The sequence below is a fragment of the Streptacidiphilus jiangxiensis genome (genome assembly GCF_900109465.1).
Taxonomy (GTDB): domain Bacteria; phylum Actinomycetota; class Actinomycetes; order Streptomycetales; family Streptomycetaceae; genus Streptacidiphilus; species Streptacidiphilus jiangxiensis.
The window spans coordinates 90412-111209 of the sequence record NZ_FOAZ01000024.1; the positions used below are offsets into that span (position 1 = coordinate 90412).

The 20798-nt window shown below is 72.4% G+C and carries 20 protein-coding genes; 4 read left to right on the forward strand and 16 right to left on the reverse strand.

Going from position 1 to position 20798, the window contains the following annotated elements:
• Positions 1-35 precede the first annotated feature (35 nt).
• The 8 genes from BMY61_RS35000 to BMY61_RS35035 all read right to left on the reverse strand — a co-directional run bounded on the left by BMY61_RS35000 (position 36) and on the right by BMY61_RS35035 (position 7147).
• Positions 36-461, reverse strand: coding sequence for a DUF7144 family membrane protein (locus BMY61_RS35000; protein ID WP_042449931.1), 426 nt, complete (start codon positions 459-461; stop codon positions 36-38).
• Between the two features lie 142 nt (positions 462-603).
• Complete coding sequence (locus tag BMY61_RS35005) at positions 604-1095, reverse strand: DUF1269 domain-containing protein (RefSeq protein WP_042449933.1); 492 nt, start codon at positions 1093-1095, stop codon at positions 604-606.
• 37 nt (positions 1096-1132) lie between these two features.
• A complete protein-coding gene (locus tag BMY61_RS35010; protein ID WP_082015120.1) occupies positions 1133-1990 on the reverse strand; it encodes a YhjD/YihY/BrkB family envelope integrity protein in 858 nt (285 codons plus the stop codon).
• Between the two features lie 141 nt (positions 1991-2131).
• Entirely contained in the window at positions 2132-3100 is a 969-nt protein-coding gene (locus tag BMY61_RS35015) for a DUF2510 domain-containing protein (RefSeq protein WP_042449934.1), read from the reverse strand.
• Positions 3101-3154: 54 nt separating this feature from the next.
• Positions 3155-3505, reverse strand: a complete 351-nt coding sequence (locus tag BMY61_RS35020; RefSeq protein WP_042449936.1) for a hypothetical protein — start codon at positions 3503-3505, stop codon at positions 3155-3157.
• Between the two features lie 77 nt (positions 3506-3582).
• Positions 3583-4374 carry a 3-oxoacyl-ACP reductase gene (locus BMY61_RS35025; RefSeq protein WP_042449939.1) on the reverse strand — a complete coding sequence of 264 codons (792 nt, stop codon included), beginning with the start codon at positions 4372-4374 and terminating at the stop codon, positions 3583-3585.
• 8 nt (positions 4375-4382) lie between these two features.
• Positions 4383-5762, reverse strand: a complete 1380-nt coding sequence (locus BMY61_RS35030; RefSeq protein WP_042450063.1) for an aldehyde dehydrogenase family protein — start codon at positions 5760-5762, stop codon at positions 4383-4385.
• 8 nt (positions 5763-5770) lie between these two features.
• Positions 5771-7147, reverse strand: coding sequence for a glutamine synthetase family protein (locus tag BMY61_RS35035; protein ID WP_042449940.1), 1377 nt, complete (start codon positions 7145-7147; stop codon positions 5771-5773).
• Between the two features lie 83 nt (positions 7148-7230).
• On the opposite strand from BMY61_RS35035, the gene BMY61_RS35040 reads away from it, so the two are divergent.
• From BMY61_RS35040 to BMY61_RS35050, 3 genes are all read left to right on the forward strand, one after another.
• Positions 7231-7995, forward strand: a complete 765-nt coding sequence (locus BMY61_RS35040) for a FadR/GntR family transcriptional regulator (protein WP_042449942.1) — start codon at positions 7231-7233, stop codon at positions 7993-7995.
• 189 nt (positions 7996-8184) lie between these two features.
• Positions 8185-8931, forward strand: a complete 747-nt coding sequence (locus tag BMY61_RS35045; RefSeq protein WP_042449944.1) for a gamma-glutamyl-gamma-aminobutyrate hydrolase family protein — start codon at positions 8185-8187, stop codon at positions 8929-8931.
• A gap of 68 nt (positions 8932-8999) precedes the next feature.
• Positions 9000-11099, forward strand: coding sequence for a S9 family peptidase (locus BMY61_RS35050; RefSeq protein ID WP_082015121.1), 2100 nt, complete (start codon positions 9000-9002; stop codon positions 11097-11099).
• A 21-nt stretch (positions 11100-11120) separates the two neighbouring features.
• Here BMY61_RS35050 and BMY61_RS35055 read toward each other — a convergent pair whose 3' ends face one another.
• A complete protein-coding gene (locus BMY61_RS35055; protein WP_042449946.1) occupies positions 11121-12032 on the reverse strand; it encodes an oxidoreductase in 912 nt (303 codons plus the stop codon).
• Between the two features lie 198 nt (positions 12033-12230).
• Between BMY61_RS35055 and BMY61_RS35060 the strand changes: the two genes are divergently transcribed.
• Positions 12231-13154, forward strand: coding sequence for a 5'-3' exonuclease (locus BMY61_RS35060; RefSeq protein ID WP_042450067.1), 924 nt, complete (start codon positions 12231-12233; stop codon positions 13152-13154).
• Between the two features lie 23 nt (positions 13155-13177).
• Here the strand turns inward: BMY61_RS35060 and BMY61_RS35065 are convergent, their stop codons facing one another.
• The 7 genes from BMY61_RS35065 to BMY61_RS35095 form a co-directional block, all read right to left on the reverse strand.
• Positions 13178-14617 (reverse strand): hypothetical protein, encoded by a 1440-nt coding sequence (locus BMY61_RS35065; RefSeq protein WP_042449948.1) that lies wholly within the window; start codon positions 14615-14617, stop codon positions 13178-13180.
• Between the two features lie 85 nt (positions 14618-14702).
• Positions 14703-15977 carry an MFS transporter gene (locus tag BMY61_RS35070; RefSeq protein WP_052438839.1) on the reverse strand — a complete coding sequence of 425 codons (1275 nt, stop codon included), beginning with the start codon at positions 15975-15977 and terminating at the stop codon, positions 14703-14705.
• On the reverse strand, positions 15971-17440 hold the full coding sequence (locus tag BMY61_RS35075; protein WP_052438840.1) for a hypothetical protein: 1470 nt from the start codon (positions 17438-17440) through the stop codon (positions 15971-15973). The genes BMY61_RS35070 and BMY61_RS35075 overlap by 7 nt, the downstream gene beginning before the upstream one ends.
• Positions 17441-17455: 15 nt before the next feature.
• Positions 17456-18745 (reverse strand): ATP-grasp domain-containing protein, encoded by a 1290-nt coding sequence (locus BMY61_RS35080; RefSeq protein WP_143094679.1) that lies wholly within the window; start codon positions 18743-18745, stop codon positions 17456-17458.
• Between the two features lie 12 nt (positions 18746-18757).
• Positions 18758-19318, reverse strand: coding sequence for a thiamine pyrophosphate-dependent enzyme (locus tag BMY61_RS35085; RefSeq protein ID WP_052438841.1), 561 nt, complete (start codon positions 19316-19318; stop codon positions 18758-18760).
• The gene (locus BMY61_RS35090; protein ID WP_052438842.1) at positions 19315-19872 is read right to left on the reverse strand and encodes a thiamine pyrophosphate-binding protein; all 558 of its coding nucleotides are present in this window, start codon (positions 19870-19872) and stop codon (positions 19315-19317) included. Before BMY61_RS35090 ends, BMY61_RS35085 begins: the two co-directional genes overlap by 4 nt.
• The gene (locus BMY61_RS35095; RefSeq protein ID WP_161791277.1) at positions 19872-20765 is read right to left on the reverse strand and encodes a dihydrodipicolinate synthase family protein; all 894 of its coding nucleotides are present in this window, start codon (positions 20763-20765) and stop codon (positions 19872-19874) included. Before BMY61_RS35095 ends, BMY61_RS35090 begins: the two co-directional genes overlap by 1 nt.
• Positions 20766-20798: the final 33 nt, after the last annotated feature.

Here is a 20798-nt window from a genome sequence, read left to right on the forward strand (position 1 = left end):
GCCTACGCGACGTGCCCTGACCACGGGGCGCGGCGTCAGTGGTCCCGCACCATGCTGGGCCGGGTCAGGCCCCAGATGATGAAGACGTCGATCGCCATCACGACGATGGCCCAGAACGGGTAGTAGGGAAGCCAGAGGAACTGCCCGACCAGGCTCAGGGCGGCGATGACGATGCCGGCCCAGCGGGCCCACGTCTGGTCGGCCAGCAGCCCCACGCCGACCACGACGGCGACGGCACCGAGGGCGATCTGCACCCATCCCCAGCCCGTCAGGTCGAACTGGTACACATAGCGGGCGGTGGCGATGTAGATCTTGTCCTTCGACACGGCACTCGCGCCCTGGAGGATGCCCAGGGTGCCGTTGATCAGCAGCAGGACTCCCGCGAAGACGGTCGCGCCGGCGGCCCAACCACCCCCTCGTCGGGAAGGGGCGGACCCCGCGTTGCTCGATGTCGTTGCCATGACGAACCTCCTGTGTCGCGCGACCGGGCGCGCACGAGTCAGCTTCCGGCCGCCCCCGGGGGTCCGCCAGTCCGGCAGGGCTGTCCGGGTGCCTTCGCTCCGCGCTGCTCACCGACTCGCCGACACCGACTCGCCTACTCGCCTACTCGCCCTCGGCGAACGTCTCGCGGAGGCGGGCCTCCTCCTCCGTCGACAGGTTCGTCTGGAGGAGTTCGGCTTCCCACCCCGCGAACGCGGGCCTGAGCCGGTCGAGCACGGCGTCCGAGCTGAGTACGAACAGGGCCGAGGTGCCCGGCGTCACCTTCTCCCGCACCTCGCCGATGAAGCTGTCGTCGATGCCGAAGTGGGCGAGGTGGCCGCCCAGGGCCCCGCCGGCGGCGCCGAGCGCCGCGCCCAGGAGCGGGATGAAGAAGATCAGCCCGAAGAGGAAGCCCCAGAAGGCCCCTCCCAACGCACCCATGCCGGTCAGGTCGCTCAGGTGGCGGGTCCTGGGCTTCCGCGCTCCGGCGGGCCAGGAGATCACGGCCCCGTCCTGGATCTTGATCAGTTCCTGGCGCTGCAACTGCTTGAGGGTGTCGAGAGCCTCGTCCGCCGCCGTCGGGGTGGCGAACTTCCATACCGTCAAGGTGGCCATCGGTGTCCTTCGTTCTCCGGGCGACACGCAGACGACCTCAATCGTCGGTCCGGGCCCGTTGCCTCGCCACACGGAGCCGCTCGTCGAGCTGGCGCCCGACCAACGCGCCCCCGTAGAAGACGAAACCGACGCCGATGAGCCAGCACTCCACGACGAGCACGACGCCGACCGCACCGTAGGCCTCGGCATTGTCCGCGATCATGGGATTGAAGACGAGCGAGGAGAAGATCCGCAGCCCACCCAGACCGACGATCGTCGCGACGGCTCCGGGCAGCAGCGCCCGCCACCCGACCCGCCCGCCGAGCAGGAACCGCTGCCCCCACCAGAAGAACAGCAGCCCCGAGGCTCCCAACAGCGCCACCCGCTCGGCCGACACCAGGACGCCTCCCCGCAGCAGCGAGCCGCTCTCTGTCTCGAGGGCGACGTATCCGACCAGTGCGGCCAGCCAGACGACCTGACGCCAGACGGCGCGCCAGGATTGGGGCGGCAGTTCCCACACCTTCTCGTAGACCAGCTGCACCTGCGCGGCGAAGGCCAGTCCGAAGCCGGCGAGCAGGGCGAGGCTGAGAACGCCGGCGGCCCGCTCCGCCTGGTGCGGGGTGGTGAACAGCCGGAAGACCGGACCGGCGGTGTGTGAGGGCAGGCCCATCCCGTCGGCCACCCACTCCGGAAAGCCCCGGTCCTGGAACGGGTCGATCGCGGCCACCACGATCAGCAGCGGCATCAGGGTCACCAGACCCTGCGCCGCGAAGCCCATGGACCGCCCCATCAGCTCGAGCTGCGCGCCCCGGTGCCAGACCTCCCGCAGGGCGCCTCGGCGCCGGTCCGGCGGCCGGGCCGCGTCGGACGGTCCGTCTCCCGCCGGAGGAGTCGGGCCGGAGTTGTCGTCTGCCATACCGTGCCCCCGCCTCCCGCCACCGGCCGGTCCTGGACGGAATACGTCCCGGCAGCACGGTATGCGAGGCGGGCCGCAGGCAGGGATCGCCACGCCAGGCGATGGGGCGGATCCGCCCCGGCGCCTGGCGTGGCGATGGCCTCAGCTCGTGCCCGGGGCCTGGCCGCCGGTGGTGGCGCCGCTGAAGTCGGCGACGCCGGAGACGATCTGGTCCATGACGGAAAGGCTCGGCGCCTTGTCGGCGATGTCGAAGCCGAGGCGGAGCGCGATCAGCTTGTCGCCGGCCTTGTCGGGGAAGACCACCGTCTCGACCGTGCCGTTGTTGCCGACCTTGGCGTCGACCTGCCAACGCACGAGGTAGCCGGAGCGGCCCGCCACGGTGACGGCCTTCTCCTGCAGGACCTGGTGGCCCGTCACGTCGCCGTAGGACTCCTTGACCGCCGCCGTGATGTCCTGCTCCGCGGCCGCCTGGGCGCCGGTGCTGACGGGCGTGGTGAGCGTGACGGTGTCGGCGCCCGCGAGCGAGCAGGTGTTGCCGGAGCTGCCGCTCGCACCGGCGCAGGTGTAGCTGCCGAAGGAGGCGGAGGCGTGGCCGTCGGTCGTGGTGCCGCCGGTCCAGCCGCTGGGGAGCGGGATGCTGAGGCCGTCGGCGGCGTCCACGGCGAGGTTCGAGCCTGCGCCGCTGCCGCCGCCCGTACCGCCGTTGCTGCCGCCGTTCCCGTTGCTGCCGCCGCTGCCGCCACCGAACGGGTTCAGGCCGTCCCCGCCGTTCTGACCGCCACTGCCACCGGTGCCGCCGGTGCCGCCGCCCGCGAAGGGTCGGCTGGTCGCCGTCGACTGCGTGCTGTTGCCGTCCATGGCGAAGTAGGTGACCAGTGAGCCGATCCCCATGCCGACGACCGCCGCGATCGCGCCGACGAGCAGCGGGCCGCGGGGGCGGCGCGGGGCACGGTCGACCGGCGGCTCGCCGGAGATGAACACCGTCGTGTCGTCGGTGCGGGTGCTCACGGTCCACTCGGAGCCGTTCCACCAGCGTTCGCCCGGGGCGTCCGAGTTCGCGGGCTTGGGGTCCGGGTACCAGCCCGCAGGCGGGGGCGCAGTCTCACTCACATCCGAGACCGTACAGGCACCGCGATAAGCATCCAGTCAGTCCGCGCTGTCCGGTCAGGGGACATGGATGTGGATCCCCTTCTCGTGGCCGAGGTGGCCGAGGAGACCGCCGTGCTCGCCCTTCCCCTTGTCCAAGCCCTTCTCCAGGAGCCGGTGGAAGCCGTGCAGGAGCAGCGAGTCGCCGCCCGCCTCGTACCACTGGTAGCGATCGGTGGGAAGGAGTCCGCGGCCGGGGGCGCCGTCGCAGAGCTGGTCGGCGACCACCTTGTTCGTCACGGTGTCCAGGCAGGCCCGGTCCGGGTGGTCGTGGTGGGAGCAGGAGACCAGGGTGAGGGCCAGGGCTCCGGCCAGGCCGAGGGCCGCCCGGCGGGAACGCCTGCGAGCGGGTCCGCTGTCCGGTGCCATGAGGCGCCCTCCCACCTTCTGTCGCCGTGCCTGGAACGGAGGCGGGACCACCGTCCCAGGCGCGGCTAAAGGCAGGCCTACAGCGGCGTCACGTACGCGCCGGAGATGCCGCCGTCGACGAGGAAGTCGCTGGCGGTGATGAAGGAGGAGTCGTCACTGGCGAGGAAGGCGACCGCGGCGGCGATCTCCTCGGCGTGGGCGAAGCGGCCGGCGGGGATGTGCACCAGGCGGCGCGCGGCGCGCTCCGGGTCCTTGGCGAACAACTCCTGCAGCAGCGGGGTGTTGACCGGCCCCGGGCAGAGGGCGTTGACGCGGATGCCCTCGCGGGCGAACTGCACGCCGAGCTCGCGGGACATGGCCAGCACGCCGCCCTTGGAGGCGGTGTAGGAGATCTGCGAGGTGGCCGCCCCCATCTTGGCCACGAAGCTCGCGGTGTTGATGATCGAGCCCTTGCCCTGCCGCTGCATGTAGGGCAGCGCGGCCTTGCAGCACAGGTAGACGGAGGTCAGGTTGACCTCCTGGACCCGGCGCCAGGCGTCGAGGCCGGTGGTGAGGATGGAGTCGTCGTCGGGCGGGGAGATGCCCGCGTTGTTGAACGCGATGTCGACGCTGCCGTAGGTGTCGAACGCGGTCTTGAACAGCGCCTCGACCTGCTCGGCGTCGGTGACGTCGACCTGGACGAAGGTGCCGCCGACCTCCTCGGCCGCGGCCTTGCCGGCCGTCTCGTCGACGTCGGCGCAGACGACGTTGGCGCCCTCGGACGCCAGGCGGCGCGCGGTGGCCAGGCCGATGCCGGAGCCGGCACCGGTCACGACGGCGGTGCGGCCGACCAGGCGGCGGCAGACGGACTCTTCCTGCTGGTTGGTCACGGCTCTTCCTATTCCTCGGTGCTGATGAAGACGTTCTTGGTCTCGGTGAAGTGCGCGAGCGCGTCCGGGCCGAGCTCGCGGCCGAGCCCCGACTCGCCGAAGCCGCCGAAGGGCGTCCAGTAGCGGACGGAGCTGTGCGAGTTGACGGACAGGTTGCCCGCGTTGACGCCGCGGGCCATCCGCAGCGCGCGGCCGACGTCGCGGGTCCACAGCGAGCCGGAGAGGCCGTAGCGGGTGGCGTTGGCCAGGCGCAGCGCGTCGGCCTCGTCGGTGAAGGGCAGCACGACCGCGACGGGACCGAAGATCTCCTCGGTGGCGGCTCGGCTGCCGGCGTCCTCGGGCGCGAGCAGCGTCGGGGCCTGCCAGAAGCCGGGCCCCTCGGGCGCGGTGCCCTGCGCCAGGACGGGCACGTCGTCGGTCAGGTAGGAGCGGACCCGCTCGCGCTGGACGGCGGAGATGAGCGGGCCCATCTCGGTGGCGGCGTCGCGCGGGTCGCCCACGCGGACGGCCTCGATCGCGGGGACGAGCAGCGCCAGGAAGTCGTCGTAGACCTCGCGCTGGACCAGGATCCGGGTGCGGGCGCAGCAGTCCTGGCCGCTGTTGTCCAGGAAGGCCATGGGCGCGGCAGCGGCGGCGCGGGCCAGGTCGGCGTCGGCGAAGACGATGTTGGGGCTCTTGCCGCCGAGTTCGAGGGTGACCCGCTTCAGGTTCGCGGCGCAGCGGGACATGATCTGCTTGCCGACGGCGGTCGAACCGGTGAAGACGATCTTGCGCACGTCCGGGTGGTCGACCAGTGCCTGGCCGGTGATCCGGCCGTGGCCCGGCAGCACCTGGAACAGGCCCTCGGGCAGCCCGGCGTCGAGCGCGATCCGCTCCAGCCGCAGCGCGGTGAGCGGGGTGGTCTCGGCCGGCTTGAGCAGCACGGCGTTGCCGGCGGCGAGCGCCGGGGCGACGCCCCAGGCGGCGATCGGCATGGGGAAGTTCCATGGCGCGATGACGCCGACGACGCCGATCGGCTCGTGGAAGGTGACGTCGAGTCCGCCGGCCACCGGGATCTGCCGCCCGGTCAGCCGCTCGATGCCGCCTGCGGCGTATTCGAGCAGGTCGCGGGCGTTGCCGGCCTCCCAGCGGGCGTTGCCGAGGGTGTGGCCGGCCTCGGTGACCTCCAGGTCGGCGAGCTCGTCGACGGCGGAGTCGACGCCGTCGGCGAAGCGGCGCAGCAGGCGGGCGCGGTCCCCTGGCGCGAAGGAGACCCAGCTCTGCTGGGCCTTCACGGCGCGTTCGACGGCGGCATCCACCTGTTCGGGTGACGTGGTGGGGATTTCCGCGACGAGCTCTTCGGTGGCGGGATTCAATACCCGCAGAACATCAGAGAGATTCTCGGTCATGTCCGGGCTCACATACGCTCGAAGGAGCGGTAGCGCTCCCAGTCGGTGACGGCGGTGTCGTAGGCGTCCTGCTCGACCTGCGCCATGGTCGCGTAGTGGGCGACGACCTCGGGGCCGAAGGCGGCCTTGGCCAGCTCGCTCGCGGTCCACAGCTCGGACGCCTCGCGGAGCGTGGTCGGCAGGTGGGCGTAGTCGGCCTCGTAGGCGTTGCCGGTGCAGGCCTCGGGCAGTTCGAGGCGCTGCTCCACGCCGTGCAGACCGGCGGCGATCATGGCGGCGACGGCGAGGTAGGGGTTGACGTCCCCGCCGGGCGCACGGTTCTCGAAGCGCAGCGAGGGCCCGTGGCCGACGACCCGGAGCGAACAGGTGCGGTTGTCCTTGCCCCACGCCACCGCGGTGGGGGCGAAGGAGCCGGGGCGGAACCGCTTGTAGGAGTTGATGTTGGGCGCGTACAGGAGGGTCAGCTCGCGCATGGCCGCGATCTGTCCGGCGAGGAAGTGGCGCATGAGCGTGCTCATGTGCCCGTGCTCGTCGGCGAAGGCGGGCCTGCCCTCGGCGTCGCGCAGCGAGAGGTGGATGTGGCAGCTGTTGCCCTCGCGCTCGTTGTACTTCGCCATGAAGGTGAGCGCCATGCCCTCCTGGGAGGCGATCTCCTTCGCGCCGGTCTTGTAGACGCTGTGCTGGTCGCAGGTGGTCAGCGCGTCGTCGTAGCGGAAGGCGATCTCGTGCTGCCCGAGGTTGCACTCCCCCTTCGCCGACTCGACGACCATGCCGGCCCCGCCCATCTCGTTGCGGATCCGGGCCAGCAGCGGCTCGATCCGGGCGGTGGCGAGGAGCGAGTAGTCGGCGTTGTACTGGTTGGCCGGCGTGAGGCCGCGGTAACCGCGCTCCCAGGCCTGCTCGTAGGTGTCGCGGAAGACGATGAACTCGAGCTCGGTCCCGGCCCAGGCGGTCAGCCCGAGCTCGGCGAGCCGGTCCAGCTGCTGGCGCAGGATCTGGCGCGGCGAGGCGGCGACGGGTGCGCCGTCCTCCCAGGCCAGGTCCGCGGTGACGAGCGCGGTCCCGGGCTGCCAAGGGGTGAGGCGCAGGGTGCCGAGGTCCGGCACCAGGGCGAAGTCGCCGTAGCCGCTCTCCCAGGAGGCCATCGCGTAGCCGTCGACGGTGTTGAGCTCGACGTCGACGGCGAGCAGGTAGGCGCAGCCCTCGGTGCCGTGGGCGACGACCTCGTCGAGGAAGTGGCCGGCTGCGAACCGCTTTCCCTGCAGCCTGCCCTGCATGTCGGTGAAGGCCACGGCTACGGTGTGGATCTCTCCTGACGCGACCAGGTCGCGCAGCGCGTCGAGGCTCAGCAGTCCCCGGCGGGCGGGCGGCGCTTGAGAAGTCATGGGGTAGTGCCTCCGGGTGCATCTGGACCAGGTCGGGCGCTTTAAAGGTATGGCCTTGTACCATTGGAAGGGAAGGGGGTGCCATGATCGAAAATGGCGCGTCGAACGAGGCGACCGACACAGCGGACCCGTATGCCGCGGTGCTCCGTCCCGTGCGCTCCGGCAACACCTTCGAGGAGACCGTCGAGAAGGTGCTGCAGCTGATCCGGCTGGGCCTCGTCCCGGTCGGCGACCGCCTGCCGCCGGAGCGCGAGCTCGCCGACCGGCTCCAGATCAGTCGCGTGACGCTCCGCGAGGCGCTCAAGGTGCTGCAGGACGCGGGCGTGCTGGAGGTCCGCAGGGGCCGCTACGGCGGCGCGTTCGTCCTGGCCCCCGCGCCGACGCCCGCCGCCGCGAGCGGCGGGGCGGCGCTGCGGCGCCGCGCGGAGCAGTTGGGTGACCGCCTGGAGGACACCCTCCTCTTCCGCCAGGTCCTGGAGCTGGGAGCGGCCGAACTCTGCGCTGCGCGCAGGCCGCAGGGCGTGGAGGCGGAACGGCTCCAGCTCCTGCTGGCGGAGACGGGCGCGGCCTCCCTGGAGGAGTACCGCCGCCTCGACACCCGCCTCCACCTGGCCATCGCCGAGCTGAGCGGCTCGGCGTCGGTCGCCGCGCAGTACGCGGCGGTGCGCGCGACGGTCAACGAACTGCTGGACTGCATACCGCTGCTGACGCCGAACCTGCAGCACTCGCAGCGCCAGCACGAGGAACTGATCGACGCGATCCTCGCGGGCGACCAGACCCGCGCCCGCGTCGCCATGCGCGAACACCTCGCGGGTACGGCGGCGCTGCTCCGCGGGTTCCTGTCGTGAACGAACGGCTCGCTGCAACCACCTCAGGGGCGCGAGGAACTGCGCGACAAGCCACCCACCGACCTGGTGACCGGCACGCGCAGGGCCAATCGCACGCCGATGGGTTGTCGCGCCCACGCGGCGGAGCCGCACATGTCACAGCCCCGCGCCCCTGGTAGTGCAACGTCCCATTCTCTGGAGGTTTCGTCCGTGTCACGCCCGCTGATCGGTGTCTCGACCTACGTCTCACCCGCCTCGTGGGGCGTCTGGCACGACGCCCCCGCCGAGCTCGCGCCCGCCCGGTACTCCGCGTTCGTCCGGTCCGGTGGCGGCCTGGTCGCCCTGCTGCCGCCGGACGAGCACCCGGACGCCGCCGGGGAGCTCGTCTCGCGGCTCGACGGAGTCGTCATCGCCGGGGGGCCCGACGTCGCGCCCGCGCGCTACGGGGAGGTGGAGGGGCCGCACACGCAGACGCCCACGCCGGACTCGCTGACCCGCGACGCGTGGGAGCTCGCGCTGATTCACGCCGCGATCGACCAGGGCGTGCCGCTGCTCGGCATCTGCCGAGGCATGCAGTTGCTGAACGTCGCCCTCGGCGGCACGCTGACGCAGCATCTGCCGGACCTCCTCGGTGGGAGCGAGGAGCACTCCCCCGAGCCGGGCCGGTACGGCCGCCATGTCGTCGCCGCCGTGCCCGAGACCCGCACGGCGGAGATCCTCGGCACGGAGAAGCTCGACGTGCCGACCTACCACCACCAGAGCGTCGCCGTCATCGGCCGGGGGCTGCGCGTCTCCGCCCACGCCGCCGACGGCACGATCGAGGCCGTCGAGTCCGATGCCGGCACGGGCTCGCCGTTCCTCGTGGCCGTCCAGTGGCACCCGGAGCAGGGGAACGATCCACGTCTCGCCCAGGCGCTCGTCACCGCCGCCTCGCTGCAGCCCACAGCACTGCGCTGAGCGAGAAAAGCCGAAAGACACCTGGGCCCACCCTGGCCAGCGGGAGCCCACCGGACGAGACTGTCCGCATGCCGACGACCGACAGCTCAAGCAACAGCGCAAGCAGCAGCGATCCCCACCCGCCGACAACTCCGTTCCACTCGATCGACGCCTTCCTCGCGGCTCGCCGCGTCAGCGGGCTCGCTCTCTCACCGGACGGCGGACGCCTGGTCACCACCGTGGCCGAGCTCTCGGCGGACGGGACCCGCTACCTGAACGCCCTGTGGGAGCTGGACCCGCGGGGCGAGCGGCCGGCGCGGCGGCTGACCCGGTCGACCGAGGGCGAGTCCGCGCCCGGCTTCCGGGCGGACGGGACGCTGCTGTTCCTGTCCGCCCGTCCTGCCGCCGACCCCGGCAAGGGCGAGGCCGACGAGGAGGAGACGGCGCTGTGGGCGCTGTCGGCCGACGGCGGCGAGGCGCAGCGGCTGATGACCCGTCCGGGCGGGGTCGGCGGGTACGTCGCCGCCCGCGGCTCGGACCGGCTGGCGTTCGTCGGCGGGCTGCTGCCCGGCGCCGAGGACGCCGCGCGCGACGCGGAGCTGCGCAAGGCCCGCAAGGAGGCCAAGGTCTCGGCCGTGCTGCACGAGAGCCCGCTGGTCCGGTTCTGGGACCACGACCTCGGGCCCGGCGTGCCGCACGTCTTCTCCGTCGCCGGTGCGGACCTCGACGCCGCCACCGGCACGGGCAGCACCCACCTGCCCGTCGTGGACTGCGGCCCGGGCAACCGGTTCGAGCAGTCCGTCGCCGTCTCGCCCGACGGCACCCTGGTCGCCTACGCCGTCCAGGTCCCCCTCGCGGGCGGCGACTTCCGCGACGCGATCGTGGTCGCCGACGCCGCCACGGGCAAGGAGGTGCGCCGGATCGACGCCGACAACGCGCAGTTCACCTCGCCCGTGTTCACCGCCGACTCCCGCTCCCTGCTGTGCCTGAGCGGCTCGACCGGCGACTGGGAGCAGAGCGCCGACGCGACGCTGTGGCTGGTCGCGGACGCGACGGACCCGCAGGACCACGGCCACGACATCACTCCCGGCTTCGACAACTGGCCGGCCGTCGTCGTCCCCTCGCCCGTCGCCGGGGACGGCACGGTGTTCTTCGTCGCGGACGAGCTCGGCCACTCCCCGGTCTTCCGGCTGGACACCGCCGAGGGCACCGTCACCCGGCTGACCGCCTCCGGCGCCTACACCGACCTGTGCGTCTCCCCCGACGGCGCCACGCTGTACGCGCTGCGCAGCGCCGTGGACGCGCCGCCCACGCCGGTGCGGCTGGACGCGGTGACGGTGGACCAGACGCCCGCCACGCTGCCGACGCCCGCCGACGTGGGAGCGGTGCCGGGCCGCCTGGTCGAGGTGCACACCACCGCCGAGGACGGGCAGGCGCTGCGCGCCTGGCTGGTGCTGCCCGAGCACGCCTCGCCCGAGACGCCCGCACCGTTCCTGCTGTGGGTCCACGGCGGCCCGCAGGCCAGCTGGAACGCGTGGACCTGGCGGTGGAACCCGTGGGTCTTCGCCGCGGCCGGCTACGCGGTGCTGCTGCCGGACCCGGCCCTGTCCACCGGCTACGGGCAGCACATGCACGCCCGCGGCTGGGGCGACTGGGGCGGCACGCCCTACCGCGACGTCATGGCGCTGACGGACGCCGCTCTGGAGCACGAGGCGGTCGACGCGACCCGCACCGCGATGATGGGCGGCTCGTTCGGTGGCTACATGGCCAACTGGATCGCCACCCGGACGGACCGGTTCAAGGCCATCGTCACCCACGCCAGCCTGTGGAACCTGGAGTCGTTCGGCGGGACCACCGACGCGGCCTTCTTCTGGCGCCGCCACTTCGGCGACCCGCTCACCCGGCCCGAGCGCCACCTGGACTCCTCGCCGCACCGCGCCGCGGCACAGATCCGGACGCCGATGCTGGTCGTGCACGGCGACAAGGACTACCGCGTGCCGATCGGCGAGGGCCTCGCCCTCTGGAACGAGCTGGCACGCTTCGAGATCCCGGCGAAGTTCCTGTACTTCCCCGACGAGGGCCACTGGATCCTGAAGCCCAACAACGCCAAGGTCTGGTACTCCACGGTGCTGGCCTTCCTCGCCCACCACGTGCTGGGCGAGGAGTGGCAGCGCCCCGAGCTGGTCTGACGGCCCGCCGGGACCGGGTGCTCAGACCGGGTAGGCGACGCCGGTGAGCTCCTGCGACACCGTCCACAGCCGCTGCTGTGCGGCGGTGTCGTGGGAGGCGGGGATGGAGCGGACCAACTTCGGCGCGCCGCGCATCTGCTGGAATCCGCTCGGACCGTAGTACTGCCCGCCCAGCGCGTCGGGGTCGGTCGCGGCGCGCAGGCTCGGCAGGGCGCCCTGCTCGGCGGGCTGGGCGAACAGCGGCTCGACGAGGACGCGGTTGGCGGGCTGCATCCACGCGGGCAGATGGCGGGTCAGCTCGGTGCTGGAGTAGCCGGGGTGGGCCGCGACGGCGACCGTGCGGGCCTCGGCGGCGGCGAGCCGCCGCTGCAGCTCGTAGGCGAAGAGCAGGTTGGCCAGCTTGGACCGGCCGTAGGCGCCGATCCGGTTGTAGCCGCGCTCGGACTGCAGGTCGTCGAAGTTCACCCCGCCGCGGGCGAACTGGTGGGCGAGGCTGGCCACGACCACCACGCGCGAGCCGGGCACCGGGAGCAGCCGGTCCAGGACCAGCCCGGTGAAGGCGAAGTGGCCCAGGTGGTTGGTGCCGATCTGGAGCTCGAAGCCGTCGGCCGTCCTGCCGTAGGCGGGGAACATCACGCCGGCGTTGTTGACCAGCAGGTCGATCCGCTGGAAACGCTCGCGCAGTTCGGCGGCCGCCGCGCGGACCGAGTCGAGCGAGGCGAGGTCGAGGGCGAGCAGCTCCGCCTTGCCGCCCTGCCCGCCGACGATGTCGGCCGCCGCGGCGGCCCGCTTCGGGTCGCGACAGGCCAGCACCACGGTCGCGCCGCGGGCTGCGAGCACCTTGGCCGTCTCCAGGCCGAGGCCGCTGTTGGCGCCGGTGACGACGGCCACCCGGCCGTTCTGGTCGGGGACGTCGGCTGCGCTCCAGGCCATCGCGGGCCCTCCGGATTCGGATAAGTGAACACTGTAAACACTGGGGTGCGCCCGATGGTGCTCCCCCATGCCCACGGTGTCAAGCGTGCCTGCTCAGCCCGCACCCGTCCCCGCGTCCAACCGGGCGATGTCGGCGCCGTGCGGCAAGATGGGCGCATGAGCCGAACCGCCGCCGGCACCACCGCTGCGCCCACCCTGATGCTGCTGGACTCCGCGAGTCTGTACTACCGCGCCTACTTCGGCGTGCCCGACTCGCTCCGCTCTCCCCAGGGCGAGCCGGTCAACGCGGTGCGCGGCCTGTTGGACTTCATCGCGCGCCTGGTCACCGACCACGCGCCCGACCAGCTCGTGGCCTGCATGGACGCCGACTGGCGTCCGCAGTGGCGGGTCGATCTCATCCCCAGCTACAAGACCCACCGCGTCGCCGAGGACCCGGCCCTGGCCGAGGCGGGCGCGGAGGAGACCCCGGACACGCTGAGCCCGCAGATCCCGGTCATCACCGCCGTCCTCGACGCCCTCGGCATCCCCCGCATCGGCGTCCCGGACTACGAGGCCGACGACGTCATCGGCGCCCTCACCGCCCGGGCCACCGGCCCCGTCGACGTGGTCACCGGCGACCGGGATCTCTTCCAGCTGGTGGACGACGCGCGCCGGGTGCGCGTGCTCTACCCGCTCAAGGGCGTCGGCACCCTCCAACTCACCGACGACGCACTGCTGACGGAGAAGTACGCGGTCACCGGCGCCCAGTACGCCGACATGGCCGTGCTGCGCGGCGACCCGAGCGACGGCCTGCCGGGCGTCCCCGGCATCGGCGAGAAGACCGCCGCCAGGCTGATCGCCCAGTTCGGCGACCTGGCCGGCATCGAGGCCGCCGCCGCCGACCCGGCCGCCAAGCTCACCCCGACCCAGCGCAAGCGCATCCTCGACGCCGCCGAGTACCTCGCCGTCGCCCCCAGGGTCGTCGGCGTCGCCTCCGACATCCCCCTGCCCGACCTCGACCTCACCCTGCCCACCGAGCCGTTGGACCCGATGGCCCTGGAGGAGCTGGCCGCCCGCTGGAACCTCGGCACCTCACTCCAGCGTGTCGTCGACGCCCTCGCCCACCACGGGACCAACACCTGAGGAGCCGGTCGGGGTCGAGGCCGTCACCCCCTGTGCCGGGTGGCCGGCGGCTTCAGCTCGGCCAGCCGGGCGACGAGCGCGGCGTGCTCCTGCTCGGCCTCCTGACGCAGGCCCGTGAGCTTGTCGCACTCGACGGTGAAGGCCGTGATCGCCTGCCGGGCCTTCTCCCGGTTGGCCGCCTTGCGCTCCTCGGCGACCTCAGCGGCCTCGGCGGCGAGCTTGCGTGCGGTCAGCCAGTTACCCTGCCCGGGCTGGGAGCGCTGGTCCACCAGGGCGTCCAGTTGTGAGAGTTGGGGTGCCAGCGGCTGATCGACGAGCAGGGTGACCGACTGTCCGTCGATCTTCGCCTCGACCCGGTCCGGGCGCTCCGGGCAGGCCTCGGCCAGCAGTCGGTCGGCGAGCGGGCCGATGGCACCGGACAGCGCCTGCTGGGCGACGGTCCCCAGCGGAGAGCCGCCCCGCAGGTCCGCCAGCAGCAGGGTCTGCAGGTCGTCGGCCGGAGCGTCCCAGCGCGGTTCGGGCTCGGTCTGCGTGCCGGAGCGCAAACGGCTCACCTCGGCGGAGAGTTGCCCGGCCCGCAGCAGCAACGCCGCCTCCTCCGGGGCGCCTTCGCCGATCAGTGCGTCGAGCAGGGCTGCCGAGGGCACCGGGTGGGACGAGTCGGCAGGCGCGACGGGTCGGAGGAGTCGGCCGAGCTCGGCGAGTTCCCGTACGGCGGCCCTCGCCTGGAAGGTACGCGCCGGGTCGTACTCGGCCTCCGAGCCGCGCGGGCGCGGCCGCAGCGTGGTGTGCAGTTCCTCCACGGCCTCCGGGTCCTGCGCCTGGGCGAGCCAGCGGACCACGACCTCCCGGCCCGGGTCCCCGTACCCACCCGCCCCGGCCAGCATCCACACCTCCCTTACGGCGAGGGTCAGTTGACCGTGTCGGCCGACCGCCGGGCCGAGCGCCCGCTCCAGCCACGGCACCGCGAGCCCGGGCATCCCGGCCAGCGGCAGTGCCAGCGCCAGAAACAGCCCGGTGCGCTGGGAGTCCACGCCCGCTGCCGCCGCCAGCGCGGACCGGGCCGCCTCCGCGTCCCCACCCACCAGGAAGGCGAGACCGTTCGCCGCCTGGGGCAGCCAGTATCCCTGGACCGCCTCGGCCCGCGCCTCACCCGGCCGCCCCTGGACCAGGGCGGCCAGCAGCTGCCGCGCCTGCTCCCGGGCGGCCGCTGCCGGCCCGTGCGCCCCGAGCGCACCCCGCACCGCGGTCAGTTCGACGAAGGCGTCGAAGGCCGCGCCCAGCCTGGCCACCTGCCGTTCGAGCGACTCCTTCTGCGCGGTGACCCGACGCAGCTGGTCCTGGATCCGCGCATCGGAGTCCGCGGCCCGCTCCTCGGCGACCCGCCGCTGCCGGCGGACGTACATGTCCTCGTCCTCGTACCACCTGCGCCTGTTGACCCACCCGTCGGTGTCCCAGTCCATGGTCGCCCAGCCCCCGTCGCTCTGTTCCCGCTCAGGAGCCCGACGCTAGCAGCCGCCCTCGTGGGGGCCGGACGTCCGCCGTCGTTCAGGCGGTGGACTCCACCAGGCCCCGCACGGGGAGGAACACGGCCGCCAGCAGCGGCAGGGCGCCGGCGACGAGGAAGGCCCCGGCCAGGCCGACCCCCTCGGCGAGCGCGCCGGCGAGCAGCGAGCCGATGGGGAAGACGCCCCAGGTGATCCACCGGTAGCCGGCGTTGACCCGTCCGAACAGCTCCGACGGAACCGTCGTCTGCCGGTACGAGACCACGGCCACGTTCCAGACGATGCAGACCAGTCCGTAGCCGAGCAGCCCGGCGGCCACGACCGGAACGGACGGCACGGCGAGCATCAGATAGCTCGCCCCGAGGCCGAAACCCCCGTAGCGCATCACGTGTCCCTGCCCGAGCCGGTCGATCGTCCGACCGGCGAAGGGACCCGCGATCACGCTGCCGACCGCCAGGCAGGCCAGCAGCAGACCGTAGGAGATCTGCGGGAGGCGGAGGGGGCCCGGCGCCACCGCCCACAGCGGCAGCAGCGTGAGCGAGATCGAGTACGAGAGGTTGTTCGCGGCCCCGGCCAGGGCCAGTCGTCGCAGGTCCGGACGTCCGCCCAAGTACCGCAGGCCTTCGGCGAGTTCGCCGGTGAGCGACTTCAGGGACGCGTCGCGCCGCAGGGACGCGGCCCCGGCGGGCGGGGACGCGGGCGGGGCGGCGGCTGGCGCGGACGGGATCCGGCCGAGCGCCACGACGGTCACCGCGTACAGCACCGCGACCGTGGCGAGCCCCTGCCCGGAGCCCAGCGCGACGACGACACCGCCCAGGGCGGGCCCCAGCAGCTGTGCGAGCAGCGTCTGCGCCGACTGCACCGTCGCGTTGGCCTTGGGCAGCTGCTCCGGCCGGACCAGCCGGGGCAGCGCCGACTGCGCCCCGACGTCGACGAATGTGCCTGCACACCCGATCCCGAACGCGATCAGCGCCAACAGCCACAACGGCAGCTCGCCGAGGAAGGCAAGCGCGCACATGGCGGCCAGCAGGACCAGCCGCAGCAGCGAGGCCGCCCGCATCACCCGGACCGGCGTGGCGCGGTCGTTGACCACGCCCGCCGGCAGGGTGGCCACCAGCCAGGGCAGCCGGACGGCGAACCCGACCAGACTCACCGACAGGGCCGAGTGGGTGATGCCCAGCGTGATCAGCGGGACGGCGATCCGGTACATGCCGTCGCCCAGGTCCGAGGTGACGACGGCCGACTGGTAGAGCCGGAAGACCGGACCCAGCGGTTCGCTCCTGCTCGCGGTCCGGTCGGACCGCAGGGCGGTCAGCATGCCCGGTCCAGGAGGTCCACGTCGTCCCCGAGGTCCGCGTCGTCCCCGAGGTCCGCGTCGTCCACGGGACCCGCGAGACCGGCGAGGTCCACCAGCACGGCGGCGTTCATCAGGGCGCCGTGGTGGGCGTTCAGGACCAGCCCGCCGCCGGGAACCCCGTGCCGCACCAGCACGCCGGACGCCTTGCCGCCGAACAGGTACGGCCCCACGACGAACGGCACGCGTGCGTGTTCGACCAGGCCCGTGTCGGTGCGCAGGAACGGCATCTCCAGGCGGTCGGGTTCGGCGAACCGCTGGAGGACGTGGGGGTGCCGCGACTGCGCGGCACCGGTCAGGGCGGCGTCCCACTCGGCGTCGGAGGCCGCGCGGCCGACGACCACACCCGAGCCGCCGTAGCCGTTGGACGGCTTGAGCACCAAGTCCGGGCGGTGGGACCGGGCGTGGGCCAACTGCTGTTCGTCCACCGTGCCGGGCGTGGACAGCAGCACCGTCCACGGGACGTGCTGCTCGACCAGGTGCCGGTCGTCCGCCGTGAGCAGGTCGCGATCCGCCCACAGCCAGGCCAGGGTCGTCTTGTCGCCGAGCACCCACGGCGACTCCGTGGTGTGCATCTTGACCGTCTCGCGCTGCACGGCCCGCACCAGGGCGGCGAGCCCGGGCCCGGCCGGCTGGTCGACCGGCTGGAAGAGCCGGAACACGGCGTCGACGCGCCGACCGTGCAGGCTGATCGACCCGTCCTCGGCGGCGACCAGGTCGTCCAGGGAGCAGGCGACGGTGTCCAGGCCGTGGCGGGCACCGCTGTCGCACATCGGCGCGAGCCAGTCCTTGAAGACCTTCTCGTCCTCGAGACCCGGCACGGTCCCCTCGCTGAACACCGGGATGACGACATGGTCCCCGTCGGACAGACCGAGCGACGACCGGATGACCGCGAACCGCGCGTCGACGGCGGAGGGCGGGGTGCTGAAGACAGGGCTGCCGCCACCCGAACGGCCCTGCAGGAGCGCGCAGAACCGGCGGGCCAACAGGTCCGCGTGGTGGGTGCCGCCCGTCGCGCCGTCGATGTTGAACTCCACGAACTTCGGCACACCGGCGGAGTAGACGACATCGGGGCGCGCGGAGACCAGCAGCGCCTCGTCGAGCGGATCGGCCGCGCGGACCAGGGGGATGTCCGCCCGGGGCACCCGCAGGACGTCCACGAGCTCACCGACGGTGCCCGCGCGGCGGCGGCACGACTCGAGGACCAGCTCCATCAACCGCCAGGAGACCGACGCGAGCCGGTCGTAGCCGGAGGGCTCGAGGTACAGCGGACGCAGCGGCTGCCACGTGCCGGCGGCGCCGGTGACGCCTTGGTTCACCTCGCCGATCCGCTCGGCCGCGTACGCGGTCGTCTCGGCACGCAGCCAGGACGGGAACCGCTCCCACGCGTCGACGGGCCCGCCTGTCTGCGGCGTGATTGAAGTCATCGCTGTTCCCAACCTCTACAGGGCGTACTTCGCCAGCTCGAACTCAAAGGCGTCTTCCAGGTCGGCCAGCAGCTCCAGGCCGCGCGACCTGGCCTCCTCGGGTGTCGCCGCAGCCAGGCAGCAGAAGCCGAAGACGGTGTAGTTGCCCAGCTGGCGCGGGATGTGCTGCCCGCCACGGAGGTTCAGCGAATGGGCCAGCGGCTGATAGGCGGACTTCAGCTCCTCGATGCGCCTCTCCACGCCCGCGGGAAGTGTTCCGCCGGTGATGCTGCCCAGCGCGATCGAGATGCCCGCCGCACCGAACGGCGGCCGGACGATCCTGGGACGCTCGCCCAGATGCTCGCTCACCAGCAGCCGGAAGACGTCGTCACCGGTGATGTGGCGGTAGACGAAGGGCGCCATGCCGCCCATCATCCGTCCGTTGACCTCGACCAGGACGGGACCGTCGGGGCCCATGATGAACTCGACGTGATAGACGCCGACGGTCAGTCCGAGCTCGGCGAAGACAGCCCGCATGTAGGCGTCGACCGCCTGCTGCTCGGCGTCCGTGAGGCCGGCCGGCAGCACGGCCGCCACTTCGACCAGGGGATTGTGGGTCGCCTGCTCCCGCCGCGCGAACATGAAGATCTCGAGGTCGCCGCCGTTGGCGATGATCTCGGCGGAGTACAGGACGCCCTGCACGAACTCCTCGACCACCAGCTGACTGCTGATCCAGGTGTCCAGCGCCTGATGCCGCTCCTGCTTCGCCGTCGGCAGGGCCTCGAAGTACTCGGCGAGTTCGGCCTCGGACCGGATGATCGCCACGCCCTCCTTGCCGGCGCTGCGGCTCGGCTTGACGACCAGCGGCAGGCCGAAGGCGTGCAGGGCGTCGACGGCCTCCTGGAGGGTGGCCACCCGGGCGTGGCGCGCGGAGGGGATCCCGGCGTCCCGCAGGGCGTCCCGGCAGACGTCCTTGTTCACCGCCGTCAGCATGGAGGTGACGGACGTCGCTCTGATGCCCAGTGCCTCGGCGGCCGCGACCGTGGGCAGGACCGCCGGCTCCGAGGTCGTCAGCAGGGCGTCGATGGGCTGCCGCGCCTGGATCTTCCGCAGGGCGCCGACCAGTTCCGACTCCAGGTCGCCGATCTCGACCACCTCGTCCGCGTACGCGAACGCCGCGTCCAGGCGCTCGCGCGGAACGCCCGCGACCGTCAGGAGCGAGTTCTTCGACGGGAAGACGAAGGTGACCGAGTGACCCATGTCGCGCGCGGTCTCCAGGGCCGCCAGCGCCGGACCGGTACTGTCCACAAACACTACGTGGGACACGGTGTTCTTCTCCTACGAGGCGATGTGCGACGCGAATGCGAGAGCGTGGTCGGCCAGGTCCACGGAGATCCGGCCCGGAACGGGGTCGTCCTCGCCGCGCAGAAGGCAGTGGATGAAGACCGGGCCACGGCAGTCCGCGGCCTCGGCGCGCAGGATCGCCTCGAACTCGTCGGCCTCCACGGCGAACAGCGAACGGCGGTAGCCGGCGTCACGGGCCCAGCTGCCCAGGTCGACACGGGCCGACGGCACCCGCTGCCCGCCCGTCGAGGCGTACTCGCCGTCGTCCAGCACCACGTGGATCAGCGGCAGTTCGGGCAGCGAGCCGGCCACCAGCAGGCCGACCGGGTTCATCGTGAGGCTGCCGTCGCCGTCGACCACCACGGCGGTGCGGCCGGTGCCGAGCGCGACGCCGATGCCGAACGAGGCGGCCAGGCCCATCGATCCGGTCATGTAGAAGTGGTTGGCGCGGTCGGCGATGTGGTTGGCGATCCGGCAGGAGTAGCCGGTGGTGAAGACGATCGGTTCGTCGGTGAAAACGTCGATGACGCGTTGGACGGCGGCGGTCTTGTTCATGCGGCGACCTGCCATCCGAAGGCGGCGGGGCCGATCAGGACGGCCGCAGTCCCGCGGCTGTGCCTGATCCGGTCGTCCGCCCACTCCATCAGGGCGCCGAGGTCGCGCTCCCGGGTCAACCGCTCGGTGGGTATGCCCAGTTCTGCCAGGATCGGTTCGGTCAGCCGGCCCATGCCCAGGTTCTCCTGGGTGGTGTCGGGGGCATGGCCGCGCAGACTGACGATCAGCAGCATCGGGATCCGGTACGGCACGACGAGCGAGGCGAGCGCGTTCACCGACTGCCCGAGCCCGGAGTTCTGCATCAGGACCACCGGCGTGCGGCCCGCGAGCGACGCGCCCGCGGCCACGCCCACGGCGTTGTCCTCCCGGGGAATCGTGAGCAGACCGGTCCTGTCCTCGAGGGCCGTGAGCAGCGGGGCGAGGACCCCGCAGGGTGTGCCGAAGAACGGCCCGTAGCCGTGCTGGAGCAGCTGGTCGGCGAAGTCGACGGGCAGGTCGCGCTGCGGCGGAACGGCGCGCTCCGGCTCCCGTACGCCCGCGAGATCGGTGATCATCAGGCCTGCGTCCCGCCTGCCGCGCGGACCAGCTCCAGACCCACCGCGACCTGCTCGTCGGAGAGCGGCGTGAGCGGGGCGCGGAGGTGACCGGCCGGCATGCCGAGCGCGTTCATCACGGACTTGATGCCGATGGGGCTGCGGAACGAGTACAGGTACCGCATCACCGGCCAGACCTTCGTGTACAACTGCCGGAAGGCCTCGACGTCGGTGTTCTCGTCCCAGGGTGTGGAGAGCGCCGCGAACTCGCGGGGCAGGACGTTGCCGCCCGCGCTGGCGATCCCCGCGGCTCCCAGGACCATCGGGCCGATGAGGATGTCCTGGTCCGGGGCGTCGTCCGCCATGAAGCACACGTCCGGGTGCCGCGGCATGAACTCGCCGAGCCGGCCCGTCCGCGACGACCCGTCCTTGTGCAGCATGATGTTCGGGTGGCTGAGCAGCTCGTCCACGGTGGCGGTGTCCAGGTCGGTCATGGCCCGCGCCGGGTTGTTGAAGATGCCGATCGGAATCGGGCTGCGGTCGGCGATGTCGAGGAAGTACCTGGCCGTCTGCGCCTGGTCGGGGCCCATGTACGCGGGCACCGTCAGCACCGCGCCGTCCGCCCCGTGGTCGGCCGCCACCAGGACGCGACGCAGGGAGTCCTCGGTGTACCGGCCGGTGCAGGTGACCAGGTTGGCCAGCGCGCTCTTGTCGCTCAGCACCTTGGCGGTGAACTCGTCGAACTCGGCGTCGGTCAGCGTCGCGCCCTCACCGGCCACGCTGAGGAAGAACAACCCCGCCGTCCCGCCCTCCTCCTGGATGCGGACCAGTTCGGCGAGGGCGCCGTAGTCGATGCTGCCGTCCTCGTTGAACGGAGTGACGACGGCGACCAGAGACCCTTGGAAGCGTGACAAGCTGTCCATCGAAATTTCGCTTTCTTGTTCCGT

What these genes read in the sequence shown, in the direction of transcription:
- BMY61_RS35000 (WP_042449931.1), bottom strand. Translation starts at nt 461, where the DNA reads ATGGCAACGACATCGAGCAACGCGGGGTCCGCCCCTTCCCGACGAGGG.
- BMY61_RS35005 (WP_042449933.1), bottom strand. Translation starts at nt 1,095, where the DNA reads ATGGCCACCTTGACGGTATGGAAGTTCGCCACCCCGACGGCGGCGGAC.
- BMY61_RS35010 (WP_082015120.1), bottom strand. Translation starts at nt 1,990, where the DNA reads ATGGCAGACGACAACTCCGGCCCGACTCCTCCGGCGGGAGACGGACCG.
- BMY61_RS35020 (WP_042449936.1), bottom strand. Translation starts at nt 3,505, where the DNA reads ATGGCACCGGACAGCGGACCCGCTCGCAGGCGTTCCCGCCGGGCGGCC.
- BMY61_RS35030 (WP_042450063.1), bottom strand. Translation starts at nt 5,762, where the DNA reads ATGACCGAGAATCTCTCTGATGTTCTGCGGGTATTGAATCCCGCCACC.
- BMY61_RS35035 (WP_042449940.1), bottom strand. Translation starts at nt 7,147, where the DNA reads ATGACTTCTCAAGCGCCGCCCGCCCGCCGGGGACTGCTGAGCCTCGAC.
- BMY61_RS35040 (WP_042449942.1), top strand. Translation starts at nt 7,231, where the DNA reads ATGATCGAAAATGGCGCGTCGAACGAGGCGACCGACACAGCGGACCCG.
- BMY61_RS35050 (WP_082015121.1), top strand. Translation starts at nt 9,000, where the DNA reads ATGCCGACGACCGACAGCTCAAGCAACAGCGCAAGCAGCAGCGATCCC.
- BMY61_RS35055 (WP_042449946.1), bottom strand. Translation starts at nt 12,032, where the DNA reads ATGGCCTGGAGCGCAGCCGACGTCCCCGACCAGAACGGCCGGGTGGCC.
- BMY61_RS35060 (WP_042450067.1), top strand. Translation starts at nt 12,231, where the DNA reads ATGCTGCTGGACTCCGCGAGTCTGTACTACCGCGCCTACTTCGGCGTG.
- BMY61_RS35065 (WP_042449948.1), bottom strand. Translation starts at nt 14,617, where the DNA reads ATGGACTGGGACACCGACGGGTGGGTCAACAGGCGCAGGTGGTACGAG.
- BMY61_RS35070 (WP_052438839.1), bottom strand. Translation starts at nt 15,977, where the DNA reads ATGCTGACCGCCCTGCGGTCCGACCGGACCGCGAGCAGGAGCGAACCG.
- BMY61_RS35075 (WP_052438840.1), bottom strand. Translation starts at nt 17,440, where the DNA reads ATGACTTCAATCACGCCGCAGACAGGCGGGCCCGTCGACGCGTGGGAG.
- BMY61_RS35085 (WP_052438841.1), bottom strand. Translation starts at nt 19,318, where the DNA reads ATGAACAAGACCGCCGCCGTCCAACGCGTCATCGACGTTTTCACCGAC.
- BMY61_RS35090 (WP_052438842.1), bottom strand. Translation starts at nt 19,872, where the DNA reads ATGATCACCGATCTCGCGGGCGTACGGGAGCCGGAGCGCGCCGTTCCG.